A 24,675-nucleotide genomic window follows, 5' to 3' on the forward strand; every position below is an offset into this window, starting at 1 on the left:
AAAGAAAACTGTACAAATGTTGATAAACTGTATATTAAATGTATATTTTTGTATTGTTTTATACAGATAGTTATTAATTATTTAAGTTATGATTTATTTTATTGTAAGAGAGTAGAGAAGTTTTACTTATCTTCTTCTACTTTTTTTTCTAGGTCAGTTTGTGATAGTTCGTCAATTTTTTTATCAATTAAACTAAGAGTTCTTTCTTGTGTTTTATATGAAATTTCAGGTAATTCTCCACCCCACATTTTTTCAGCTTCTTCAAAACCAGTTACTACACCAGCTCTTGCTTCTTTTAAAGCTTCAAGATCATTTCCAGCTAATCCAATAACAAAAGAGCTAACTCTGTCAGAAGTTTCATTAATACTAAAAAATCCTTCATCTTCCACTAATTCTTTTGCTTCTTCTGGATTTAATTCAGTAATTGGTTTTCCTTCATATCCAATAGATGAAAGACTAAAACCATTTTCTAAATCTTTTCCTGATAAAAAATCATATATGTCACTATTGTTAATCATATTTAACAATGCACTTTGCGCATTTGTATTTGTTTGACTAAACTCTGCACTTTTTATATTTAAATATACTTTTAAACTCTCCATAGATATTGAAACTTGAACAGCAGAACTATGTATTTTGTTTTCAGCCATTGTTTTATTTTCATCTAAAACATTATTATTTTTAGATTTATCATTAGAAAATTCATTATTAATCAAATCACTAGCTTTGTAGGCATTGTAATAGTTTTCTGTATTTACCGTACTCATAGCAATTCCTTTCTAAATTTATTTACTAATTATATTAATACATTTCTTAATTTTATCTTAATTTTAATCTTTATTTAAGTTAAATACATTTTTTTTACATTTTTTAAATATTTTTAGCAAATTGTTATTATTTTTTTATATAATCATAAAAAATTAGGATTTTTATTATATGCAAAGATTTTTTATTTTATTTTTTGTATTTATTTATATCAATGCCAATGATACTATTGATTTAAATTTAGTTAAAATTGACTTAAGTGAAAGAATAGATACAAAATTTGAGCAAATAAATACAATAAAAAAATCACTTAAACACAAAAATAAATTGTTTATCAGTGAGTATCTTCTTAAAAAATATTATAAAAATCATGACTATAATCCTTTTTTTGTAGATTTATTTAGTATAAAACCTATAGCTTATACATTGATTGATTCAATTAAAAACGATCAAGTGTTAAAACCTCAATTAAATTCATACTTTGATATAACTAATATAAGCAGTTTAATAGATGAAACAGAACTAAATCCTACAAGTGAAAATCTAATAAAATTAGATAACAAACTAATATCTGTTTATCATAAATATATGTTACTTTTATCAAGAGGTGCAATTGATTGGGAAAAATTCCAAGCTGAACTTGAAAAGATTAAAGATGAAGAAGAGATTATATATTATTGGGAAAAATATTTTCCAAGAAAAAATATTAGAAAGCTATTATATGAAGCTGTTAAAAATGATGATATAAATGTGGCATTTTCTAAAGTTGACTATACATTTCCAAAAGCAAAAATTTTATCAAATAAAATATTACAACTTGAAAAACTGTTAAAAGATGGTGGTTATACAAAAATTCCAAATTTAAAAAGAACATTAAAAAAAGGAAACTATTATCCAGAGATTGCTCTTTTAAAAAAAAGATTACAAGAAGATGATTATATAAACATAAATTTTGACTGTAAAAATGAAGAAAATCTTGAGGTAGTAAAAATTGATAAAAACACTTCATCTATTAATTTAACTTCTGATTTAAATGATGATTGTGAAAAGCTTTTTGATGAAACACTTTATCTAAATATAAAAAAATTCCAAAAACATAATGGTTTAGAGTCAGATGGAATTATTGGTAAAAAAACTATCAATGCACTAAACAAACCTATACAAGAACAAATTAATACTATGAGAATGAATCTTGAAAGAATGAGATGGATGCCAAGAGATCTTGGAGAAAAATATATAATTGTAAATATCGCAGACTTTAGTATGAAAATGTACTCAGATAATAATAAAATTTTGGAAATGGAAGTAATTGTAGGAGATAAAAAACATCCTACTCCTGTTTTTAGCCATAGATTGTCAGAAATAATCTTAAATCCATATTGGAGAATACCTCAAAGTATAGTGCAAAAAGAGATTATCCCAAATCTAGTACAAAACCCTAATTATCTCCAAGAAGAAGATATAAATATACATGAAAACTGGGATCATGATTCAACTATTTATGAAAATTCTGGAATAGATTGGAGCATTTTCTTAAATAATGAAATTATGGCAGATGACGAATATGCACCAATGAGATTTATACAAATCCCTGGAGATAAAAATCCCCTCGGAAGAATTAAATTTTTATTTCCAAATAGATACTCTGTATATCTACATGACACACCATATAAAAACCTTTTTAATGAAACAAATAGAGCCTTTTCCCATGGTTGCATTAGATTATCAAAACCAAAAGAGCTATTAAAAGCAATTGCCGAAGAAGAAACAAAAATAGATTTAAATAAATCAGAAGAGATATTAAAAGAAAAAGATAGAGTTGATATTGAATTAGATAAAAAAATACCCGTGCATATTGTATATTTAACCTCATGGATTGATGATAATGGGATAATTCAATTTAGAAATGATATATATAATTTAGATAAAATACAAGAAAGAATTCTATATAATCAAGAAATTTATTAAGGTTTTAATACTTCTATTTTTTCTTTAATAGCAGAGACTTGATTTTTATTTAAATAGTATTTTTCCTCTTTTAAATATTTCATAAACCTAACTTCTGCATTTGTAAAGCCATCAAGCTCTTTTTCTTTTATAGATATCTCTTTTTTAGTAAGTCTAACACGTCTTAGTTTTCCATTTTGATTTTTAACATAATAAACAATATCAAACTCTTTTGAATTTATTTTCTCAATTGTAATAAAAATACTTTCTATATAATCACTATATGAAGGTACAAGAGATAAAAATTCATCAACATCCATAAAACCTATATAAAGTTTAGTATAAATATCAAAATATAAAGATAGCTTTTTATTTTTGAAAAAATTTATATTAATAAAGTTTTGATTTTTTACTCTGCATCTTTTCAAAATCCATTCTAAAGTTTGAAAATAGATAAACTTTGAATGTTCTATTGTATAAGCTTCAATATATTTTTTATCTTTATACTTAGTTACAAAACCATTTTTCTTTCTATTAAAAACTAACTTTTTTAATAATTCATCATCTTCTAAATCTTTTGTAATCCAAATAGTACAAAAAGATGGAAATCTTTTTAAACCTACAGTACCTTCTGTCAGAACTATAAGGGCTCTAATATGGATGTTTGGAAAAAGCACTTTTAAAAGTGCATACTTCTTATCTAATCTTTTATTTAAACTTACTGTTTTTTTGGATGTACTCATCTCAACAAAATATAAAGCATCTTCGGTAAAAAATAGAGCATCAAACTCACTAATATCTTTATAATTTGATTTGTAAACAATTTGTAAACTTCTATCTATCATCAAACCTGTTTTATAAAATTTATCAATTTTATTTTGGTGTGGTCCTTTTAGTACAAATTGAGTAATTGAGTCATTTTTTGAGGCATAATCTAATAAAAATTCATAAATAATATTTTCATAAACTTCACCCTTGAAACTGTTATATGCAGCCATATTTTCTACTGATATATCGTGTGTTCCAGATTTTAAAAGTGGTTTTATATTTTTTGATGAATACTTATAGAAAAAAAGATTCTCTTCAATATTTGATATGTCTAAATTTTTTATTTCGTCTGTTATTTTTAAATGTTGCAATTTGTTAAAACTTTCTTCTTTACATCCCTAGTTTACTGATTATATCTAAAGTATTGCTATTTGTAAAGTATAATTTAAACAAATAAAAATATAATGTATATTAAAGGAATCTATAGTCAAAAATGAAACATTATATTATATTAATCATATCTCTAACGTTTTTTTTAGGTTGTAGTGTAAAAAATACACAAACAAATATATCTAATATAAATATAACAAAAACAAAAATTGATATGCTTACTTCAGAAATTAACTCCTTAAATGAGTATATAGATAAAGAAGAAGCCCGTAGTCTTGCTTTTGATACGGTAACTTATTCAAAATATTTAGCTCAAAAATATGAAGTTGTTAAGCCTGCACTTTTTCATAATTTACTTATTAATTTAAAAATAAAAGACAGAGGTTTATGTTACCACTATGCAAATGATTTATTAAAATATTTAAATACAAAAAAATATAAAAGTTTTAAACTAATCAAAATCGTTTCTAGTCCAGGGGAATACTTTGAACATACAAGTCTTGCAGTAACAACACATAGAAACAAATTTGATGAAAGTATTGTTTTAGATGCTTGGAGAGATTCGGGAGAACTTTACTTTTCAAAAATTAAAGATGATAAAAAATATGATTGGGAGCTTCGATAATGAAAAAAAATATACTAATTACAGGTTGTAGTTCAGGTTTAGGTTTAGCCTTAACTCAATACTATCTTGATAATGATTTTGCGGTTTATGGTATTAGTAGAAATAAACCAAATATAGATAATAAAAACTTTATTTTCAAAGAATTTGATTTATCAAAATTAGATTCTATTGGTACTAAACTTACACCATTTATAGATGAAATTGGTGAAATTGAAATTGTATATCTAAATGCTGGAATATTAGGTGATATAAAAGAGATGAAACATCAAGCAGTAGATGATATAAAAAAGGCTTTGGATATTAATGTATTTGCAAATAAAGAACTTCTTGATATCTTATCACAACAAAAAGTGAGTAATATAATTGCTATCTCATCTGGGGCAGCTAAAAATGGTTCTAAAGGTTGGGGAGCATATTCTTTATCAAAAGCAACACTAAATATGCTAATAAACCTATATTCTAAAGAGATGTTAGAAACAAAAATTTTAGCAGTTGCTCCAGGTGTTATTGAAACACCTATGACTGATGTAATAAGATTTGATGTGGATGATTCTATTTTTACATCAGCAAAAATATTAAAAAGTGGAGAGATTCAACAACCTCTTGATGCGGCTATGAGATTAGATAATGTAGTAAAAAGAGCCAATGAGTTTGAAAGTGGCTCTTTTATTGATGTTAGAAATATATAAAAGCTAGGCTTTTATATATTCTCTTTTTTGATTTTTTTGATATTAAAAATCATTAGAATTGATACAATTAATGCTATTATAAAAAATCCTGCAAATACATATAATGTTTGAGCATAACTTCCTGTCATATCTTTTACAATAGAGATAATTAAAGGTCCAACAAGTCCAGCTGCAGCCCAAGCTGTTAAAATATATCCATGAATAGCACCTAACTCTTTTGTTCCAAAAATATCACCAATATATGCAGGGATTGAAGCAAATCCTCCCCCATAACAAGTCATAATAAAATATAAAACAAACTGAAATAATACAATCTCAGTAATTGAAGGTAACATATAAAAAGCTACAATTTGTGTTGCAAAAAAGATTACATAAACAGCAGGTCTAGTTATAATATCAGAAATAGATGCCCAAAGAATTCTTCCTGCACCATTAAATATTCCCATAAGTCCAACAGCTGCAGCTGCAGCAATAGCTGAAATACCAACAACCTCTTGTAAAAGTGGAGATGCTACACCAATAATTGCGATACCACAAGTGATATTAATAAATAACATAATCCAAAGTCCATAAAATCTTGGTGTTTTTATAGCTTCTTTTAGACTTAAATTAGCTAAATCTTCTTTTATTTTCTTTTTACCCTCTTCTACTTTTTTCTTAAACTTTTTAGGCATATAACCCTCTTCTGGTTTTTGAAGATATAAAGCAGATAAAAACATTACTACAAAATAGATAATACCTAAGATAAAAAAGGTACTTGCAATCCCAACTTTTTCGATTAGGATTTTGATTGTAGGTCCCCAAATTGCAGATGCAAAACCAAATCCCATAATAGCCAAACCAGTAGCCATACCTCTTTTATCAGGAAACCATCTAACAAGTGTTGATACAGGAGAAATATATCCTATTCCTAATCCACAACCACCTAATACTCCATAAAAAAAGTATAAAAGAAGTTTTGATTCCATCATTATTGCAAGACCTGAACCAATTGTTCCTAAACCAAAAAGTGAAGCAGCTATTAAAGCAGCAACTCTTGGTCCATTTTTTTCAACAAATTTCCCCATAAGTGCAGCAGATAATCCTAAAAAGAATATTGCAATACTAAAAGAGATAGTTACATCAGTTAAACTCCAAGATAATTGTTCTTGAATAGGTTTAACATATACACTCCATGCATAAACAGAACCAATACAAATATGTACACCAACAGCAGCTAAAGCCATCAACCAACGATTTTTCTCAATCATCTACAATCCTACAATATAAATTAATTCGCGATTTTATTAAATTTTAATAATAATCAGCTAAAAAAGAAAATTTAAAAATTATACTCAAGATTATTTAGAGTATTTTTTTAAAAACAATTCTTTATCTTCTTTAAAAAGCATTACACAATTTTTACAAATACATGCTTTCATCCTAAACTCAGTGGGTATTAACTCTCTTAACTCAAGGGGAACCTTAATATGATTACACCAGCAGTCATTATTTGGGATATGAGCTTCACATTTATTTTCTTCTTTACAAAAAGGACAAACTCTTGAATCAACCATTATTTTCCTTTTTAAATATCAAATTTTTTAAACTCTTTTCATCATCATTTGAAGGGAAATTTTCCAGATTATCTAATCTTTTTACAAATTTAAAATCCAAAGCATTTTCTTCAAATATATTTTTTATAAAAGTTGTATCAAGTTCAGGAGCATTTAAACAAGATAATACAACACAATCATCACTTGCTAACTCATTTAACCTTCTAATTATCTTCTCATAATCTTTAGTTGCAGCAAAACTTCCTTTTTGAAAAGAAGGTGGGTCAATTATTATCACATCATATGGTGCAAATTTTTTTATTTTGCTCCATGATTTTAAAATATTAAAAGGTAAAAACTTTACTTTTTTTGTATCCAAATTATTTAGATGATGGTTTTCTCTTCCTGTTGATAAAGCACCTTTTGCCATATCAACATTTACAACTTGTTTTGCACCACCAGCAAGAGCATATACAGAAAAAGCACAAGTATAAGAAAAAAGATTTAATACATTTTTATCTTTTGATATCTCTTTTATATACTCTCTACCTATTTTCATATCAGGGAAAAGCCCTAAATTTCTATTATCAAAATTGATGCTAAACTTTAAACCATTTTCATAAATATAGTTTTTTTCTTCTAATTTCCCTTGTAATATTTCATGGGGTTGTTTATCTAAATAGCGTTTTTGGATTACTAAAGTTTTGAAATTGTATGCTTTAAATATATTATTAAAAAGTTCAATTAGCTCTTTTTCATCTTCATACTCTTTATAAAAACATATAAGAAGAATAGTGTCGATACTATCTACAGTAAGTGATTCATAAAAGTTATAAAAGTTCCCTCTTCCATGAAAAACTCTTTTAAACTCTTTTGTTTTATATTCTAAATTTTTTTCTATTATTTGATTTAATTTTTCTATTTTATTCAAAATTGTACATCTCTACTTTTAAAACTTCATATTCTACTGTTTCATTGTTGATTTCAAACTCAAACTCATCACCAACTTTTTTCCCAAGCAATACTCTACCAAGGGGTGAAATATTTGATATAAAATTGTTTGAAGGATTTGTTTCAAAAGTACCAACAATAATATACTCTTTTGTTTGTTCTGTATCTAAATTTTCTAGAATAACTTTTGAACCAAAATTAACTTTATCATGGGGGATTTTTGTAGTTTCTATTACTTTTGTATTATTGATAATTTTTTCTAAAAATCTAAGTCTTTTATCAATATTTCGAATCTGTTCTTTAGCTGAGATATATTCTGCATTTTCACTTCTGTCACCATGTTGTGCAGCTATCTCTTTCTCTTTTACCCAATAAGGTTTTTCAATTTGGGCAAGATTTTTAAACTCTTTAACAAAGTTTTTATATCCATATTCTGTAATTAAACTATTTTCCATAGTGGAATTATAGTTTAATTACTGCTAGTTTAATATTAAACTATTAAACTGCTCCCATAAGTTGTTTAGAACTTTCTCCTACAAAAGTTAACATCTCTTCATAAGTTTTTGATTCCTCTTCTATATCACTAGAAGATAATTCATCATATACAGCTTCGATTTTTTCTTCTTGTTTTTTAAGTGCTTTCATATCACTTTTATCTAAATCAGCTAAATCTAATAGCTCATTCCATACAGAACTCTCATCAAGTGGAATTGCAGTGAATTTTACACCTTCATACTCAAAAGTACCCGCTTTTTCTAAGTCAGTAACATATAATAAATATAAACCACCAGCTACGAAGAAACCTTTGTATTTTTCCATCATTGGAGCTAATGCATGAAAGCTTTCTAATTCAGCAGCAAAAAATTTGATTGTTTCACCCTCAGTTATCATAATAACTTGCTTCGCTTGAATTTTTGGAGGTAATTTTCTATCTGGAGAGATTTGTTTACCAGGTTCAATAATTAAAGCCCCTCTATATCCATAAGTACCATCACTTAAATCACCTTGAAAAGAAGGTTGCCACGCTAATTCATTCTCTTTAATAAACTCAATAGGAGTTGCCATTTTATTTCCTTGTAAATAATATTACTTTTGAGAATGCAAGAACTGTTCCCTAATTCATAAATCTTTCGTACTCTTTTGGATAAGGCTCTGTTAATAAATCTCCAGCTTTCATAGGTGTAAATATTTCATCATATCTTTTATATTTAGTTTCATCTAATCTTCTAAAAATATGTGTTCTATTTAGTTTAGATGGCTTATCTAACCCAGCAGATGCAAGTATCTCAATAAAACTTTCAACTGTCAACTCATGAAAATTTGCTACCCTTTGTTTTTTATCTTCTACAACTAAACCTCTAGTTAATCTTTTATCTTGTGTTGCTACACCTGTTGGGCAAGTATTTTTGTTGCATTGTAGGGATTGAATACACCCTAAAGACAACATCATACCCCTAGCACTTGCACATAAATCTGCCCCAAGAGCTAAAGCTTTTGTTATATCCATACCATTTAGAACTTTTCCAGAAGCAACTACTTTTATATCATCTTTTAATCCAAAACCAACTAAACAATCAATAACAAAAACCAAAGCTTCTCTTAATGGCATACCTACAGAATTTGTATATTCTAAAGGAGCAGCACCAGTACCACCCTCACCTCCATCAACAGTGATAAAATCAGGTTTAATATCCAAACTCACCATTGCTTTACAAATATCTATAAACTCCTCTTTTCTTCCAACACTTAATTTAAAGCCAACTGGTTTTCCACCACTTAAATCCCTTAGTTTTTTGATAAATTTTATTAACCCCTCAGGTGTAGAAAAACTTGTATGTGTAGGAGGAGAATCAACTCTTGTATGTGCCTGAACACCTCTATCTTCTGCAATTTCTGGTGTATTTTTATTAGCTGGAAGTATACCTCCATGTCCAGGTTTTGCACCTTGTGAAAGTTTTAGCTCTATCATTTTTACATTTTCATTATTTGCTTTTTGGGTAAATTTTTCTTCATGGAAGTTTCCATTTTCATCTCTACATCCAAAATATCCAGTACCTATTTGCCAGATTAAATCACAGTTTGTAGTAAGATGATAACGACTTAATCCACCCTCACCTGTATTTAAAGCAAAATCACCTATTTTTGCTCCATGCCCTAAAGCTAATACTGCATTTGCACTCAAAGCACCAAAACTCATAGCAGATATATTTAGAAGTGAAGAGGCATAAGGTTTTTTACAATCTTTTGAACCAATCATTACCCTTGGATTTTGCTCTAAAGTCGAAGCTTTTATAGCTTTTAATGAGTGGCCTATCCATTCGTATCCTGGTTCATAAACATCTAATTTTGTACCAAAAGGGATTGTACTTTGGACACGTTTTGATCTTCTGTAAACTACACCTCTTTGTTGTCTGTTTATAGGAACACCATCAATGTCTGATTCGATAAAATATTGCCTAATAGGTGGTCTTAATTCTTCTAAAACCCATCTCATACGACCTAAAACTGGAAAGTTTCTCCACAAAGAGTGCTTTGTTTGTTTTAAATCATAGAATCCTAATACAACCAAGAATAAAAAGATTAAAGCTAACCATAAAAAGTATAAATTTAGTATTGATAAAATAGAAACAATAACTGCTCCTATTATGATGAAGTCTTTAAAAAATTTAGGCATAAATTATCTCACTTTTTATTTTATTATATAATTTATACCTTTTTTGGAAGTTAAACCTTTTTGTATTTGTGTGTTAGTCTAACAAAATCGTAAAAATCACTTAACATCAAGTAACGTATTTGTATATCTTCAAATTTTTTATGAACTATTTCAATTCCTTCATTATAAAGTCTAACATCCTCAACAAACTCATGGGGATATTCTAGTTTTTCCTCTTTTATTGTAGGAAAACACTCCATAAATTGAGCAAATAGTTTATTTACTGTTTCCTCTTGCTCTTTAGTTGGAGATTTTAAAAACCCTTTTAAAGTCTCAAACTCTTCACAAATCTCTACTAAACACTTGTGCATGAATCACTGCTTTGACAAGTACCAATCTCTTTTTTAGTATCTAACTCTTGATTTAAGGCACTGTTTAATTTAGGAATGTCAAAACCACATATTTTTGTATCATCAACTTGGATAAGTGGTCTTTTTATAAGAATTGGTTCTTTTATCATAAGTTCTACTAACTCATCTTTTGAATACTTTTCTATATTTATCTCGCCACTTTTAACTTGCGGGGCAAATTGATTTATTATCTGATTTTTTTCTAAGCCCTCAAAAAAACTATTCAGTGTAGTAGTATCCCAGTTTGTTGAAAGCATCGATTTTACTTCAAACTCAATGCCATTTGCCATTAATAGCTCTTTTTGTTTTTTATTACCTGCACATCCGGGTTTTTCATAAAATGTAATACTCTTTTTTACATAAAACATTTTTGCTCCTTAATCCATATAGGGTATATCTAAATTTGCATCTCTATCACTAGCTGTAAAATCAAAACTTGTCTCAACGATAAGTTTAACAAGAGATTTTTCTATAACTTTTACTTGTAACTTATGATAATTGTTGTTTGAGATATTGTTCTCTATCTCCATTTTATAATATCCTAAAATAATAGGATGAATTTTTTCTTGATTTTTTAATAATTCATCTAAAAAAAGTTTTAATTTAGAGATATCATATTCATCTATTTTTTTTAGTTTTCTAACCAAATTTCTAACAAATTGTTTTGGCTGGTAACCTTCACTCATATCTAATAACTTCGACGCTGCATAAAGGTCTGCATCTTGTGCTGAATAATTATATAGATACCTAAAATGGTCACAAACTAAATTTACATATTTTGGATAATGTTTCAAAACAAAAACCAACTCTTTTAAGTCTCCATCAATCAATACTTGAAAAAGTGTAGCTGTTCTTTTCTCTATTTTATCCCAATGGTTTCCATCCTCTTTAAAATCACCAAGAAACCTATCGTATACGTTTAAATCATAATTTTCTTCCATAAAATTGTATATGCAATAATCATACCTTTTATTGATAGTGGTATAGAAATTGTATATAATACCCTTTCGAATTATAAAAAGGTTAATTATGCTATCAAAATATTCATTTGGAACTTACAGAACAACATATCAAAATCCCCTACATAAAGAAGCTCTAGCATTTGCACTTGACAATGGTATCACACATATTGATACCTCTTCAAACTATATGCATGGTGAAGCAGAGATTTTAATAGGACAAATGTTAGAAAATAGAAATAGAGAAGATTTTACAATTGTTACTAAAGGTGGTTACATACAAGGTGAACTTTTAAAACAAGCTCAAAATGGATATGAGATTGATGAGTTGGTTAAATACGACCAAGATTGTTATCACTCAATCTCTCAATCGTTTATAGACCAAGAGATTCACAATAGTTTAAAAAGACTAAAAACAGACTATATTGATGTTTATTTACTTCACAATCCAGAGTATTACCTGATGAAAGAGATTAAAGCAGGTATGAGTGAAGAGCAGATTTTACACCATCACAAAATCATGCAAGTAAGAATCAAAAATGCTTTTGCCCTACTTGAACAAAGAGTAAAAGATGGGAAAATAAAAGCTTATGGTATCAGTTCAAACTCATTTTCAAAAAAAAGAAGTGATATTCACTTTTTAGAATATAAACATCTAATTGGTTACGCAAAAGAGTTAGCAGGAGAAAACCATAACTTTAAAGTAATACAACTTCCTATGAATATGTTTGAACACGATGGAATCAATGCAGCCAAATGGGCACACGAAAATGGTCTAGAAGTTCATGTAAACAGACCCCTAAATGCTATTTATAAAGATGATATGATAAGACTTGCAAGTTATAGTGAGTGTATCAATTATGACACTCTTTTAAGTCAAGTAAGAGAGATACCAAATGATGCTTTCCAAGAAGCTTTAGAACAACTTCTAGGTATAGAAAATGAATACAGATGGGCAGGAGATGTGGATGATATAGTTGAGTATCAAGTTATCCCGTATATTGTAAATACAATCCAACTAGACCCTATATATTTCCAACTAGTTGATAACTTTTTAGATGGTTATAAAAACAATGTAAAATCAAAAATCTCTAAAAAAGTTAGTGAAGAGTTAGAGATAAAAGAGCCTATAGATTTATATGCTTTAAAATACTTAGAAGAGCAAGAGTTTGTTACAAGAATACTTGTGGGTATGAGGGATAAGAGGTATGTTCAAAAGGTGTTGGCTTATAATGGTGTAGAGGTGAAGAAAAAATAGATTTTTTATTTTTTATTTGTTGATTTAAAAAGGTTTTTGAGTATAAAGAATTAATTAAAATGCAAAAAGATACAACTTTATTTAAAGATATTCTATTTTTTGATGTTTTTGAATAAATATAGCTAAATATACTCTTACTATAATAAATAATAAATAATTGGATTTAAGTACTTTATTTATATAATATACATTCAATAAATAGTTATGATAATAATCGTGCAGTTATTTGAGAAACACAAAATAAGAATTTTATTAATTTACAATATGATCAGTATAATTTTGTTATTGATTATATCTCGAGGGAGATCTATTATTTACGCAAGTGGCCCGGCAGGGTTGGTAGAAGGCTTAATTAAAATACTCGTCGTAATATTTGCATTTTTTCTATTGATATGAAGTTTGACATTAAGCATACTTACTTACTCTTCTATTGCTTAATGGAATAATGAGTTTTGACGCTTGTAATAATAATTACAGGTATTGCCGAAATTGGACAATTTATATTCAATAATTTGGTCTCAGCTGCATGTACCAATTTAACATTAATTGATATAAGTCAAGAAAGAAGCAGAATATATGAAACCTAACAAATCAAAGGAGATCAATCAAAAACTCGCGGGCGGCTTTTTGATTGCTCATTTTAAATGTTATCTTAATTTTAGAAAACTAAATTTTACAAAATTTGATATATATTAGAGGGACTTTATGCAAAAAGATATGCTTAATTTTTTAAATAATGAATTTTATAAAACAATGATTAAAAATAGAGGTGTAAGAGGTTTTCCTTTTTCAATTAAAAGTTTTTTTGCAATACTTGGCTCAGTATTTTTATTTTCTATAGTATTAAATAACATTTCTGAATTTTGTTTAGAATACGAGACAAGAAAAGCTCCTTTCTATATACTTTTATCTTTATTTATATTGTCAGGTGTGTATTTATTGATTAAAAGTTTTATTCCAATATACTTTTATTTTATAAGTAAATCATGGATTAAAATTATTGCAAATATTAATGATATTTACATTTCAGAGGTGAGGTTTGTTTATTCAATAATGAACGGTTATAATGTTTGGCATCCAAAAATTAATTATAGTTTTAAAGTTAATGGAACTATCTATAAAGGGAATAGATTATCCTTTGAAAATGAAAAGTTTGAATATAAATTAGATCCTAACAGTAGTTCTAGATATCATAAGCCTAATTTTGATTTTGGGAATTGGGTCGAAACAAAAAAAGTTGAAATTTATTACAATCCTAAAAACCCTAATCAATCAGTTATTTACAGAAAATTGAATGTGTTTAGTTTTATTGTTTATTCATTTATAGCTATTTTATTTTTATTAGTTTTTAGTACAATTTTTTTAAAATTTATCTATTATTGCTATATAGTTTAGAAAAAGGATTTAAGTGATAATAAACTACACTCCACTGGGATTTAATTTTCACTCACATTTCAAATCAGTGAAGCCAGTAAAATTACCCTGCACTAACTTATGGGCTCATTTCAAACGTTAGTCTATAAAAAGAGAAAAAATGGCAATAAAAATATTTTACTTAATTATTCTGTATTCATTGTTTTCATTTATTATTTATTATATTACAGATTTTAGATTGAGAGAAAACTTTAATCATATTGTATTAATTATTGAAATTTTTATAGTTTTTCTTTTTTCTATATTTTTATGGATCAATATAAAGAATAGAAATATTAAGTATATGATAGATTCAGTCAGCTCATTTTTTGGATATGCTGGTGTGATTATGATATTTTTTGGATTATTGCATTTTTCACTCATCTATCCTACGGCTTTTTTGATGCATAAACTAATTGAGCAACCTTTTAAAGAAAAGTTTGTAGTGGTAAATAAGAATATAGGTGCTTATCAATCTCCATGCACTTTCAAAATTGAATTAAAAAATAAAGACATATCAACAATAGCTTGTGTATCACAAGGAGCCTATAAAAAAATCAAATTGAAAGACCAAGCTATAGTTGAAGGTTATAAGTCATTCTTTGGTTCTATTGTTAACAAAGTAAAAATTGACCATAAAACTAACAAAACAGTGGAGCCAATAAATTAAACTTTTATAATAATCGTCAGTTTCACACCAGTTTAAATAAAATGATACTAAAAAATACAATGAGTCATTATATCAAGTAATTTTTTACTTTTAACATACATTATTTATATTAAAGTGCTAAGTATCAATATAAAATAAACTCTTTTAAAAATATAATAAATAACTATATTTAAGTACTTTATTTATATAATATATATTCAATTAATAGTTATACGGAGAGGAAAATATGAATAGAAAATCAATACTTTTACTTTTAATTTTTGCAATATCAGTTTTTGGTCAAAACTTAAAAGATGAAAATTTAATGCAAGGGATACCGAAAGGTTTTAAACTTGGATTTAAAGATTATAATAAGAAAACTCATATTAGTTTAATTGAGTTTATTCCTAAAGGTGAAACTGTACAAAATTGGTCACAAATGATTACAACTAATATTTATCATAGAAATATTAACTTATCAGCAAAAGAGTATATTCAATATATGAATTCTTCATGGAAGAAAAGTTGTCAAGACAACTATACAAAATTTTTACCAGATGGGAAAGAAAATGGTTATGAATATGCACTATTTATGGCATATTGTAAAAAAAATAAAATGACAAATAAAGAAGAATTTACATATTTCAAAGCTATTAAAGGAAATGATAGTTTTTATGTTGTACAAAAAGCTTTTTCATACAGTCCTACAAAAGAAGAAGTTATTGCATCGATGAAATATCTACAAAATGTATTCATATGTGATACAAGACTGGATAATTGTCCGAAAGTAGTTAAGTAGTATAACAAAACCTTGTAAAGAAAAAACAAAAGTATACTGCGGATAATTTAAACTTTTTAGAACAAAAAGCTAAAATGAAAACTGAAACAATCAAGTGGACTTGTAACCTTGTTTTTAAAGTCCAACGTTATGTATAAGAAATAGAATATGAACAAAAAAATTTCAGAATTTATACCTTTTACAATGTCTTTTCTAAGTGGAGTGATATTCTTTAATTGGAAAAGTGAGTGGATTGATAATATACAAGTCAATTTTATATTGATGGCATTAACTGTTATTATATTTTTGACATTAAGTATAATCTATGGAAACTTTCATATCAAAAAACACGGTAAGAATATTGTTATATGGCTAGGAGTTACTTTATCAAGTTTACTTGCCTTAATACAGGTATTTATTTTATTTATGGGAAGTATGGTACGGTATCTTCTAAAAGATACGAAGAGATTAATCAAAAAAGTGTCAGATACTATTTTACATAACATCATATAATTTTTACTATCTTATTAGAAAAACATAATATAATTTTAAATATTATTTATATATAATATATTAGATAATTAATAGTTACATAAAGGAGACATAAGTAATGGAAGAATATGAATATGCAGGTTTTTGGGTAAGGGTTGCAGCATCAATAATTGATACAATTATATTAGCAATGTTAACACTACCAATAACTATGATGATTTATGGTGATTCAATGTGGGAAAATGAATCTTTTATAATGGGACCAGCAGATTTTTTAATAAACTATGTTTTGCCAGCTCTTGCTGTAATATTATTTTGGCTTTATAAATCTGCAACTCCAGGGAAAATGATTCTTAAATTAAAAGTTCTTAATTCAGAAGATGGACAAGCATTATCTGTTGGACAAGCCATTGTGAGATACTTAGGTTATTTTATAGCAATGATTCCACTTTTTATAGGAATTATTTGGGTAGGCTTTGATAAAAGAAAACAAGGTTGGCATGACAAATTAGCAAAAACAGTTGTTGTAAGAAACAAAAAAATAATGTAATATATAAAGTACAGAAAAAGGTTTTTGAGAAATAAATATATTTTAAAATGCCTACACTCTCTTTGAGAAAAAGCAACCAGACACGTTATTGAAGTTAAAGTTCTCTACACATTTGTAATTCTTTTTTGCCTTCAAAACTCTGTGGGTTGCTTTTTATTTTACTTTTTCCAATAAATAAGTAACTAGAAAAATCTTATTTTGGAGAATATCAAATAGTTTTGATGTTTTTTAATAAATATACCAAAATAACCTCTTACTACAATATATAATAAATAAGTGGATTTAAGTATTTCATTTATATAATGTACATTCAATAAATAGTTAGACATCGTGTTGAAAATAGCAATTTTAAAAAGGAAAATAAATAATATGAAAGATTTTTATAGTACACGATATTTTCCAAAAGATATGCATACTGCATTAGGGTTTGATTCTATTCAAGGATATCTTGAAATGGCACATTGGTATCATAAAGGATATGTTAAATTTGCAGATAATCATAAAAATAAAGATGAACATTGGAGTATATTATTTATTTTAAATCAACTTGAAGATGAAGGTTATATAAAAACAGAATAGATTGAATACAAAAATGAGGATAAAGAAGATTATTTGGAGTTAAAACAAATTTCTTTAACAACTTCTGGACATAAACTTTTGGATGAATTAAGAGAAAAAAGTAAACGAGGTCAATTAAAAAAAAGAGTTACAAATATAATTTGGACAATAACAACTGCAATTATTACTACATTGATAGTTTTAAAGATAAAAGGTGTCTAACAAATCATTGGAAAGAAAAACGAGAGTATACTTGCGATTTTAAACTAATATTTTGTAAACTAAATTTAAAAGTAGGATTGAAGAATCAAGTGTAAAATGCTGAAATTACAAACTTTTAAGTGTTGATTAAACAGACATAAAAGATTAAAGGTTCAAATCATTTTGCCTACTTGTTCCTCAAGTTAACCATTATAGATAAGGAGAAATCAGTGCCATTAACCTCTCAAAGAACAATTGGTACAGACTAAAAAGAAATTGAGTTGCAACTTACCTAATGAATATCACAATGCAATAAAATCAAAAAAGTGTCAGACTCTATTTTCATAAATAAAATAATTAGGAGTAAAATAAATAATGGCATTATTAAAAGATGAATTAGAAATTTCAAAAATAATAGATATACTTAAAATAAATTTAACTTTACCTTCATATCAAAGACCATATAGTTGGAGTATAAACTCTTGTAATACTTTATTTTTTGATATATATGAAGCATTTAATAGTGGTATTGATGAATATCGTATTGGGACTATTATTTTACATAAAGAAAATTCTGGAAAATATAATATTGTTGATGGGCAACAAAGGCTTACTACATTATCAATTCTTCTTTATTCGTTAGGAAATATAAATCAAAAACTTTTAAAAGAAAAATATAGCAAACTTTCAAATAATGCAATTATTCTAAATTATAGAATTCTATCAAAACGAATCAAGGAAATAGATGAAAGAAAAATCAAAAAATTTAAAGAATATCTTTTAAAGAAATGTACCATAGTAAAGATAGTCACAAATACAGAACAAGAAGCATTTCAATTTTTTGATTCACAAAATTCACGAGGAAAAGAACTTGCTCCTCATGATTTACTAAAATCTTACCATCTAAGAGAAATGAAAAATGAAAATGAAGAAGAAAAAATTAAAATTATTAATTGTTGGGAAAATATTAAACAAGAATATTTATATGATTTATTTAAAAACTATCTGTATCCATTAATAAATTGGTATAAAAGAAAAGATGGTCTTGGTTATTCTTCAAGTAAAATTAATTATTTTAAAGGGATAAAAGGGGCAAATAATTATAATTATTCTATATATCACAAAGCTAGCAATTTATATATAGAACAAATCAATTCAAATGGAGTAAATGAATTAATTTCATCAAATTGCATTAATCAATTTCAATTAACACAACCCTTAATTGCAGGAAGAAGATTTTTTAATTATTCACTTCATTATGGAAAATTATTAGAGAAAATACAGGAGCAAATCAATCATTTACATGAAAAAAGTACAATTCCAAGTAAACGCTCAGGTGACATCTATATTAAACAGTTATACGAATGCTCTTTATTATTCTATGCCGATAGATTTGGGCTTGAAAATTTAAGCTCTTACGTAATGCATTTACTTTATTCATGGTGTTATTCATTACGATTAACGATGAATGCTGTATATCAGCAAACAATTAATAAATATGCAAAGGGCCAACATGATAGAGTAAATTTGGGGATTGATATGTTTACAAAAATAAATGAAATGTCAGACCCAGAAGAATTGAAAATGATTTTACTTACAAAGCCTGATATTCATAAAAATAATAAAAGTAAGTACAAAGCAATATATGAATTTATCTTTGACTGGAATGGATGGAAAAAATGACAGATGATTTAATTATAATTCCTGTCTCTGATATTTTTGTTAACAATAACTATATTATACCGATTTATCAGCGTAATTATGCATGGCTTGAAGTACAAATTGAGCAGTTGATTGAGGATATTGAAAGCTCTATTTATAATAATGACAAAAGCTATTTCTTAGGAAATTTGATTGTTAACCAAGCAAATAATAATTTATATCAAGTGATTGATGGTCAACAACGATTAACTACACTGTATCTTCTTCAAAAATATTTAGGCCTTGAATTTCCAAAAGAATCTTTACGATTTGAAGCACGTGAAAACTCAAATCGTACTCTTTCTTCAATCGGATCTGAAATTAATTATTTAAGTGAAGAATTATTAACACAAGAAATTTTAACTGGATTTAAAATAATTGAAAATTATTTTAAAAATCAGACAATTAATAAAGATAATTTTCTTCAGAAATTAAAACAAGTATTTCTCATTCTAGTACAAGTTCCACAAAATATTGATCTAAATCATTACTTCGAAATTATGAATACTCGTGGAGAACAATTAGAATTACATGAAATAGCTAAAGCTAAATTATTAGATGCACTTAAAAATAAAGATGATCAGACAATTGCATCAATGATTTGGGAAAAATGTTCAGATATAAATTCCTATGTACAAATGAATTTTGACATTAAAGTACGTAAAAAAATATTTACTGAAGATTGGAGTAGTATTCATAAATCAATCTCTGATTTTGATTCATTAAAAAATAGAATTTCAATAGATGATACATCAATGGATAAAAAATTATTACATGATATTCTAAAGGAAAATAAAATAATAGATAATTCTTCCATAAATTTTGAATATGAAAATGAGCACTTTGAGTCAACTATTTCATTTCCTAACTTTTTATTGCAAGTAAATGCAGTTATCGAAAAATCAATTGAAGATGAAACTAGTCTTGATGATAAATTTTTTCTTAAAAAACTATCATGGGCGTGGGAAACACCTACTAAAGCAAAAGAATTCATATTTAAATTATTAGAATGTCGGGTTTTATTTGATAAATATATATTAAAACGTGAATTTGCTAGAGACTATAAAGAAACAGGAAAATGGTCATTACAACGTTTAGAGAAATATCATGATAATAAAAAAAATAGTGATAAACCTAAATATGTTGGAACTTTAGTAAATGAAGTAATTGATAATAAAAGACTAAGAACCCTTCAATCTTGCTTACGAATAACTTATACATCACCGAAAACTATGCATTGGATTACATTAGTTTTATCAAATTTATTAAAAAAAGAAGATACTAACATAACAATCTTATTAGAAAATTATTGTAAAAAGAAAGTTAAAAATTCTAATTATCAAAATAGTAGTGGTTTTGGAGTAAAACGAATTGTATTTACTTATCTAGATTATTTAATTTATCGAGATGGCTATTCTTTGTATAACAAAAAAATTGTAGTATCCCTACAAGATGATTGGCAATTTCAATTTAGAAGTTCTATTGAGCATTTTCATCCTCAAAATCCGACAGAGATAAGATATTGGGAACAAGATGATCTAAACAGTTTTGGTAATTTAGCCTTAATAACAGTTTGGGGGAATTCGAAGTTTTCTAATTTACCACCTGTTGGTAAAATTAATTCTTATCCCAGTATTATTAATCAAAGTCCAAAACTAATAATTATGGAAGAAATGACAAAATTTGATGATGAAGGATGGACAGAAGATAAGGCAAAAAAACATAAAAACGAAATGTTCACTATCCTCGATAATGAAATTAATAAAAGTTATAAGAATATAAGTTAGTAAAAATATGATAATTAATTGAACACACTACTATATAATCAACAGTTTAAGTGAGATTCTTTACCTCACTTAAAGTTTTAAAATCATCTACCCTAACTTCCCCACTAACTTCTCCAACCCCTTCTTCTGCAAAATATGCAACCCACAATCCTCTATCCACTCCATAGCTTTCTCTTGATAATAATCCAATATTATCTTATGAACAGATTCTTTTATACCTATAATCTTTTCCAAATACTCTTTTAACTCACTATGGTCAAATTCTTCAAAACTTTGAAGTTTGAAATATAAAGCTTCTAATAAACTATCGTCTATAAACTCTTTTGCTTTTTCTAAAAACTTTGTTGCTTCTATTTCATCTGCAACTATGTCATTCCACTTTCTTCCTGTTTTTAACTGATCTATTGCCACAGGTAAAAATACTGGAACTAAATCTAATACTTTGTTTAATTCAGTAAAATCATCATCAACTAAACTTCTAAAAAGCATCCTTGTTCTGTTTCTTATTTTTACTCTTAGATTATCGTTTTGGATTACATCATTATGTAGTAGTTGAAATCTTTTTAGTGCTGGTAGTTTGGAGTGATTGAAAGCCATGATTGATACTAGGGGTTCTTTGTCGGCTATTTGTTCCTCCCTTGAGCCATTTGGTCTACAAAATGCCCAATAGAGTCTTGCTTCCATATCTTCGTGATTTAAATATTTTTCATCACCTAAGCTTTCAAAATCCTCTTCATCTTTTAGTAGTTCGACCTCATCTTTATAGGTCAAATTGAATAACTCTTCCAAATCTTTCAAACCTCGTAATATTTTTCTTTTCGCTTACAACAAAAAGTGTTGTACAAACTAAAGCTTCAGTTATGTCAAACTCACCATCAGTTAAAACCATCAAAAGATTATCACTTTTTATATCACTTGACTTTTTTAAGTATCTAAGAACCTCATCGAAGTCTGTTCCCCCATCACTTTTAGGAATAAACAAATCATCTTCAATCAAAGGATTAAAAGAATCAAAGTTTATAATATGCTCCTCTTTTACCTTTAAATCAAAAGGAAGTACAGTTACTTTGTACTCATAAAAACCATCACATACGTCTTTTACTACACCTAAGAACTTTTTGTATTCATCAAGTGTTACACTAGAACTACTATCAAGGGCAATATAAACCTCTATAAGCTCATCACTTTTTTTACTTCCTGGAAGATAAAGCCCACTATGAATAAACCTTTTATTTGGCCTTTCATAAGTAGTTGTTTTTTCAAATAATGATGAGATAAGATACTCTTTTAACATATCTTGTAAAGATATCTCAGGCTTGATTAGAGTATCTATCTCTATTTGCATCCCAATATATTCTCTTGAAGTCTTTTTAGCTATTGATAAAGCTTGGATTATGATACCATCAAGTTTTTCTCTCTCACCTTCGTTGGTTTTCTCATCATTAACCTCTTCTATATCCATTTTTGATTCATCATAGATATGTGCTTTTAAATCCCCTTTTTCATTTGGGGTTGTTTTTATCTCTTGCTCTTTTTTCTCTTCACTGCTTGAGTCTTCGTTTTCCTCTTCTTGATTCTCTTTATATAAAATCTCATAAACCTCTTCAACACACTTGTCTTTTAAATCTAAATCTAATACTTCATCAACAGGCATATTACCTACATTTGAGAAAGTTGACATAATAAGATTTACAACCAAATCACAAGCTTGATTCCAAAGCTTTTTCTCTCTAGTTTTTTGTCTATATGGGTGTTTTAAAACTATATGCAATAAAGCATGAGCATAAAGGTAAGTTATCTCTTCACTTGAATATCTTTCAAGCTTTTTTAAATCAATATGTATCTCACTACCATTTGTTTGGAAAGCAGAGTTTTTATTCTCTTGGTATATTGTAGGTATAGATAGTGCTAATACTGATAAAAAGGGATGGTTAAACAAAAAATTAATTCTAATTTTTTGAAAAACCTCATCATATGATGTACTCACCATATTGCTCCATCCAAGCATCAAATGCTTCTAGTTCAGCTATATCCTCATCTTTTACAATAAGGTCTTTTATAAGCATCACATTAAACTCAACTGGCAGGTGTTTTACATACTCAAAAAGATTTACTGCCTGATGGCTCTCTTTGTACTTCTCTATAATAGCTGCACATAGGGCATATAATGCACTTGGCTCTTCAGGGACTGCTTCACTTTGCCCTTCAAGGATTGCATCGATATTTGGTAGAGTTTTATATACTTTTACAAAAGAGATAAACTCTATTCCAGCTCCATATCCAACTGTACCATAGATTATTGGGTGAAGTTGATTTATCTCTTCATTTTTCTGGATTATATTTGAAAGCATATTCCAAGCTCTAGGTGTACAAAAAGCAGGATTTGTTTCAGTTGAACCTGGAACTTCTGAGCTTAATAAATCTGGTCTAAATCCTAAAAATCCAATTACAAATGGATGAATCTCATTTTTAATAGCCCAAACTTTAAAGTCATCATATTTTGCTTCAAGTACAATATGAACCATTCTATTGATAAGTGGACTAGGAAGTTTAAATACAATCCCTTTATCATCTATTTTATTTCCAGCACAAATTATTCTCCAACCTTTAGGAAGTGTGTACTCTCCTATTTTTCTATCAAGTACTAGTTGATAAATAGCAGCTTGTACTGATAGTGGAGCTGAGTTTAACTCATCTAAAAACAATATCCCTTTTGAGTCTTCATCATTTGGTAAGAAAATTGGTGGCATCCATTTTGTTTGCTCATTGCTAATAGTTGGTATCCCTCTTAAATCAACTGCATCAAGTTGAGAAAGTCTTACATCTATGAGTTCCAAGTCACTCTTTTGGGCGATATCATTTACAATATATGATTTTCCAATACCTGGGCTTCCATGGATAAAGCAAGGGATATCTGCTTCTAGTAGTGCCTGTAATTGTTTATATAATTCTGAAGTTCCAATTGCTGGTGTAATCATTTATCTTCCTATGAAAGTTTGGCGTTTTTTAATAGTTTGTTTAACTCTTCATTAAACTTTGAAACCAAATCTAATACTTTTGATTTATCTTCATTGTTTAATTTAAATTTAGAGTCGATTGTCTCAAATGTTTTTAAATTTGACGTAAAAATATTTTGCATCAAGTCTTGTTTGATTTTATCTTCTAACAAGCCCATTTATCACCTTTTTTTAAATATGCAGTTAAATCACTGTCCATACTTAAAAGATGTAAATCAAACCAGTCTCCTATTTTTTCATTGAAATATGCTTTTAACATCTTTTTACCAAAAATTGTGTTTGCATTTTTAATAAAATAATCCATCTCTGCAAGAACTTTTCTATGTTCATCTTTGTGTTCCCTAGCTCTTGGATAATTGTATTTATCCATTAAGTCTTCTTCTATTTTAAAATGGATTTTACTGTGTACTAAAAGCGAAATAAGTTTTTGTATATAACTATTTGTGTCTGTTTTATCTACACTATTATAAATATCCAAAAACTCTTTATGTAAAGTATCTATCTCCTCATGATTCAATAGATGTTTACTCTCCTCAAATGATTTCATCACATTCTCCTTCGTTGAAGGAGTTTATGCAA

Annotated in this window: 29 protein-coding genes; 13 read left to right on the forward strand and 16 right to left on the reverse strand. The window is 27.2% G+C overall.

Features of this window, described 5'->3' with window-relative positions:
* Positions 1-122: 122 nt before the first annotated feature.
* Positions 123-767 carry a hydrogenase-4 component G gene (locus ACKU3H_RS13020; RefSeq protein WP_320034298.1) on the reverse strand — a complete coding sequence of 215 codons (645 nt, stop codon included), beginning with the start codon at positions 765-767 and terminating at the stop codon, positions 123-125.
* A gap of 169 nt (positions 768-936) precedes the next feature.
* Between ACKU3H_RS13020 and ACKU3H_RS13025 the strand changes: the two genes are divergently transcribed.
* A complete protein-coding gene (locus ACKU3H_RS13025; RefSeq protein ID WP_320034299.1) occupies positions 937-2,733 on the forward strand; it encodes a L,D-transpeptidase family protein in 1,797 nt (598 codons plus the stop codon).
* On the opposite strand, the gene ACKU3H_RS13030 is transcribed toward ACKU3H_RS13025, so the two are convergent.
* Positions 2,730-3,851 (reverse strand): hypothetical protein, encoded by a 1,122-nt coding sequence (locus ACKU3H_RS13030; protein ID WP_320034300.1) that lies wholly within the window; start codon positions 3,849-3,851, stop codon positions 2,730-2,732. The two genes, ACKU3H_RS13025 and ACKU3H_RS13030, sit on opposite strands and share 4 nt — an antisense overlap.
* A gap of 122 nt (positions 3,852-3,973) precedes the next feature.
* On the opposite strand from ACKU3H_RS13030, the gene ACKU3H_RS13035 reads away from it, so the two are divergent.
* On the forward strand, positions 3,974-4,495 hold the full coding sequence (locus ACKU3H_RS13035; protein ID WP_320034301.1) for a hypothetical protein: 522 nt from the start codon (positions 3,974-3,976) through the stop codon (positions 4,493-4,495).
* Positions 4,495-5,184 carry an SDR family NAD(P)-dependent oxidoreductase gene (locus ACKU3H_RS13040; RefSeq protein WP_320034302.1) on the forward strand — a complete coding sequence of 230 codons (690 nt, stop codon included), beginning with the start codon at positions 4,495-4,497 and terminating at the stop codon, positions 5,182-5,184. The genes ACKU3H_RS13035 and ACKU3H_RS13040 overlap by 1 nt, the downstream gene beginning before the upstream one ends.
* Positions 5,185-5,195: 11 nt before the next feature.
* On the opposite strand, the gene ACKU3H_RS13045 is transcribed toward ACKU3H_RS13040, so the two are convergent.
* From ACKU3H_RS13045 to ACKU3H_RS13085, 9 genes are all read right to left on the reverse strand, one after another.
* Complete coding sequence (locus ACKU3H_RS13045; RefSeq protein WP_320034303.1) at positions 5,196-6,434, reverse strand: OFA family MFS transporter; 1,239 nt, start codon at positions 6,432-6,434, stop codon at positions 5,196-5,198.
* A gap of 90 nt (positions 6,435-6,524) precedes the next feature.
* Positions 6,525-6,740 carry a cysteine-rich CWC family protein gene (locus tag ACKU3H_RS13050; protein ID WP_320034304.1) on the reverse strand — a complete coding sequence of 72 codons (216 nt, stop codon included), beginning with the start codon at positions 6,738-6,740 and terminating at the stop codon, positions 6,525-6,527.
* Positions 6,733-7,650 (reverse strand): class I SAM-dependent methyltransferase, encoded by a 918-nt coding sequence (locus ACKU3H_RS13055; protein ID WP_320034305.1) that lies wholly within the window; start codon positions 7,648-7,650, stop codon positions 6,733-6,735. Before ACKU3H_RS13055 ends, ACKU3H_RS13050 begins: the two co-directional genes overlap by 8 nt.
* Complete coding sequence (gene greA / locus ACKU3H_RS13060) at positions 7,643-8,125, reverse strand: transcription elongation factor GreA (protein ID WP_320034306.1); 483 nt, start codon at positions 8,123-8,125, stop codon at positions 7,643-7,645. Before greA ends, ACKU3H_RS13055 begins: the two co-directional genes overlap by 8 nt.
* A 43-nt stretch (positions 8,126-8,168) precedes the next feature.
* On the reverse strand, positions 8,169-8,735 hold the full coding sequence (locus ACKU3H_RS13065) for a hypothetical protein (protein ID WP_320034307.1): 567 nt from the start codon (positions 8,733-8,735) through the stop codon (positions 8,169-8,171).
* A gap of 49 nt (positions 8,736-8,784) precedes the next feature.
* Positions 8,785-10,344: an FMN-binding glutamate synthase family protein gene (locus ACKU3H_RS13070; RefSeq protein WP_320034308.1), complete on the reverse strand. Its 1,560-nt coding sequence runs from the start codon at positions 10,342-10,344 to the stop codon at positions 8,785-8,787.
* 50 nt (positions 10,345-10,394) lie between these two features.
* A complete protein-coding gene (locus tag ACKU3H_RS13075) occupies positions 10,395-10,694 on the reverse strand; it encodes a hypothetical protein (protein WP_320034309.1) in 300 nt (99 codons plus the stop codon).
* Complete coding sequence (locus ACKU3H_RS13080; RefSeq protein ID WP_320034310.1) at positions 10,679-11,101, reverse strand: ArsC/Spx/MgsR family protein; 423 nt, start codon at positions 11,099-11,101, stop codon at positions 10,679-10,681. Before ACKU3H_RS13080 ends, ACKU3H_RS13075 begins: the two co-directional genes overlap by 16 nt.
* Positions 11,102-11,110: 9 nt before the next feature.
* Entirely contained in the window at positions 11,111-11,674 is a 564-nt protein-coding gene (locus tag ACKU3H_RS13085; protein ID WP_320034311.1) for a hypothetical protein, read from the reverse strand.
* Positions 11,675-11,762: 88 nt separating this feature from the next.
* Here ACKU3H_RS13085 and ACKU3H_RS13090 point away from each other — a divergent pair, with 88 nt between their 5' ends.
* The 10 genes from ACKU3H_RS13090 (at position 11,763) to ACKU3H_RS13135 (ending at position 21,079) form a co-directional block, all read left to right on the forward strand.
* Positions 11,763-12,950, forward strand: a complete 1,188-nt coding sequence (locus tag ACKU3H_RS13090; protein ID WP_320034312.1) for an aldo/keto reductase — start codon at positions 11,763-11,765, stop codon at positions 12,948-12,950.
* A gap of 705 nt (positions 12,951-13,655) precedes the next feature.
* A complete protein-coding gene (locus ACKU3H_RS13095) occupies positions 13,656-14,345 on the forward strand; it encodes a DUF3592 domain-containing protein (protein WP_320034313.1) in 690 nt (229 codons plus the stop codon).
* A gap of 139 nt (positions 14,346-14,484) precedes the next feature.
* Complete coding sequence (locus ACKU3H_RS13100) at positions 14,485-15,033, forward strand: hypothetical protein (protein WP_320034314.1); 549 nt, start codon at positions 14,485-14,487, stop codon at positions 15,031-15,033.
* Positions 15,034-15,259: 226 nt separating this feature from the next.
* A complete protein-coding gene (locus tag ACKU3H_RS13105; protein WP_320034315.1) occupies positions 15,260-15,811 on the forward strand; it encodes a hypothetical protein in 552 nt (183 codons plus the stop codon).
* Positions 15,812-15,958: 147 nt separating this feature from the next.
* Positions 15,959-16,303, forward strand: a complete 345-nt coding sequence (locus tag ACKU3H_RS13110; protein WP_320034316.1) for a hypothetical protein — start codon at positions 15,959-15,961, stop codon at positions 16,301-16,303.
* A gap of 97 nt (positions 16,304-16,400) precedes the next feature.
* The gene (locus tag ACKU3H_RS13115) at positions 16,401-16,832 is read left to right on the forward strand and encodes an RDD family protein (RefSeq protein WP_320034317.1); all 432 of its coding nucleotides are present in this window, start codon (positions 16,401-16,403) and stop codon (positions 16,830-16,832) included.
* A 369-nt stretch (positions 16,833-17,201) separates the two neighbouring features.
* Positions 17,202-17,411: a hypothetical protein gene (locus ACKU3H_RS13120; protein WP_320034318.1), complete on the forward strand. Its 210-nt coding sequence runs from the start codon at positions 17,202-17,204 to the stop codon at positions 17,409-17,411.
* A gap of 33 nt (positions 17,412-17,444) precedes the next feature.
* Positions 17,445-17,612 (forward strand): hypothetical protein, encoded by a 168-nt coding sequence (locus ACKU3H_RS13125; protein ID WP_320034319.1) that lies wholly within the window; start codon positions 17,445-17,447, stop codon positions 17,610-17,612.
* Between the two features lie 354 nt (positions 17,613-17,966).
* Positions 17,967-19,274, forward strand: coding sequence for a DUF262 domain-containing protein (locus ACKU3H_RS13130; protein ID WP_320034320.1), 1,308 nt, complete (start codon positions 17,967-17,969; stop codon positions 19,272-19,274).
* Entirely contained in the window at positions 19,271-21,079 is a 1,809-nt protein-coding gene (locus ACKU3H_RS13135) for a DUF262 domain-containing HNH endonuclease family protein (protein WP_320034321.1), read from the forward strand. Before ACKU3H_RS13130 ends, ACKU3H_RS13135 begins: the two co-directional genes overlap by 4 nt.
* Before the next feature lie 87 nt (positions 21,080-21,166).
* On the opposite strand, the gene ACKU3H_RS13140 is transcribed toward ACKU3H_RS13135, so the two are convergent.
* The 5 genes from ACKU3H_RS13140 to ACKU3H_RS13160 are packed head-to-tail and all read right to left on the reverse strand — an operon-like array spanning position 21,167 to position 24,643.
* Positions 21,167-21,868 (reverse strand): hypothetical protein, encoded by a 702-nt coding sequence (locus ACKU3H_RS13140; protein WP_320034322.1) that lies wholly within the window; start codon positions 21,866-21,868, stop codon positions 21,167-21,169.
* A complete protein-coding gene (locus ACKU3H_RS13145; protein WP_320034323.1) occupies positions 21,840-23,069 on the reverse strand; it encodes a DUF2201 family putative metallopeptidase in 1,230 nt (409 codons plus the stop codon). Before ACKU3H_RS13145 ends, ACKU3H_RS13140 begins: the two co-directional genes overlap by 29 nt.
* Complete coding sequence (locus ACKU3H_RS13150) at positions 23,050-24,057, reverse strand: MoxR family ATPase (RefSeq protein WP_320034324.1); 1,008 nt, start codon at positions 24,055-24,057, stop codon at positions 23,050-23,052. Before ACKU3H_RS13150 ends, ACKU3H_RS13145 begins: the two co-directional genes overlap by 20 nt.
* 8 nt (positions 24,058-24,065) lie before the next feature.
* The gene (locus tag ACKU3H_RS13155; RefSeq protein ID WP_320034325.1) at positions 24,066-24,254 is read right to left on the reverse strand and encodes a hypothetical protein; all 189 of its coding nucleotides are present in this window, start codon (positions 24,252-24,254) and stop codon (positions 24,066-24,068) included.
* Positions 24,242-24,643 (reverse strand): hemerythrin family protein, encoded by a 402-nt coding sequence (locus ACKU3H_RS13160; protein WP_320034326.1) that lies wholly within the window; start codon positions 24,641-24,643, stop codon positions 24,242-24,244. Before ACKU3H_RS13160 ends, ACKU3H_RS13155 begins: the two co-directional genes overlap by 13 nt.
* Between the last annotated feature and the right edge of the window lie 32 nt (positions 24,644-24,675).

It is taken from the genome of Halarcobacter sp., from assembly GCF_963675975.1.
In the GTDB taxonomy this organism is placed as follows: domain Bacteria; phylum Campylobacterota; class Campylobacteria; order Campylobacterales; family Arcobacteraceae; genus Halarcobacter.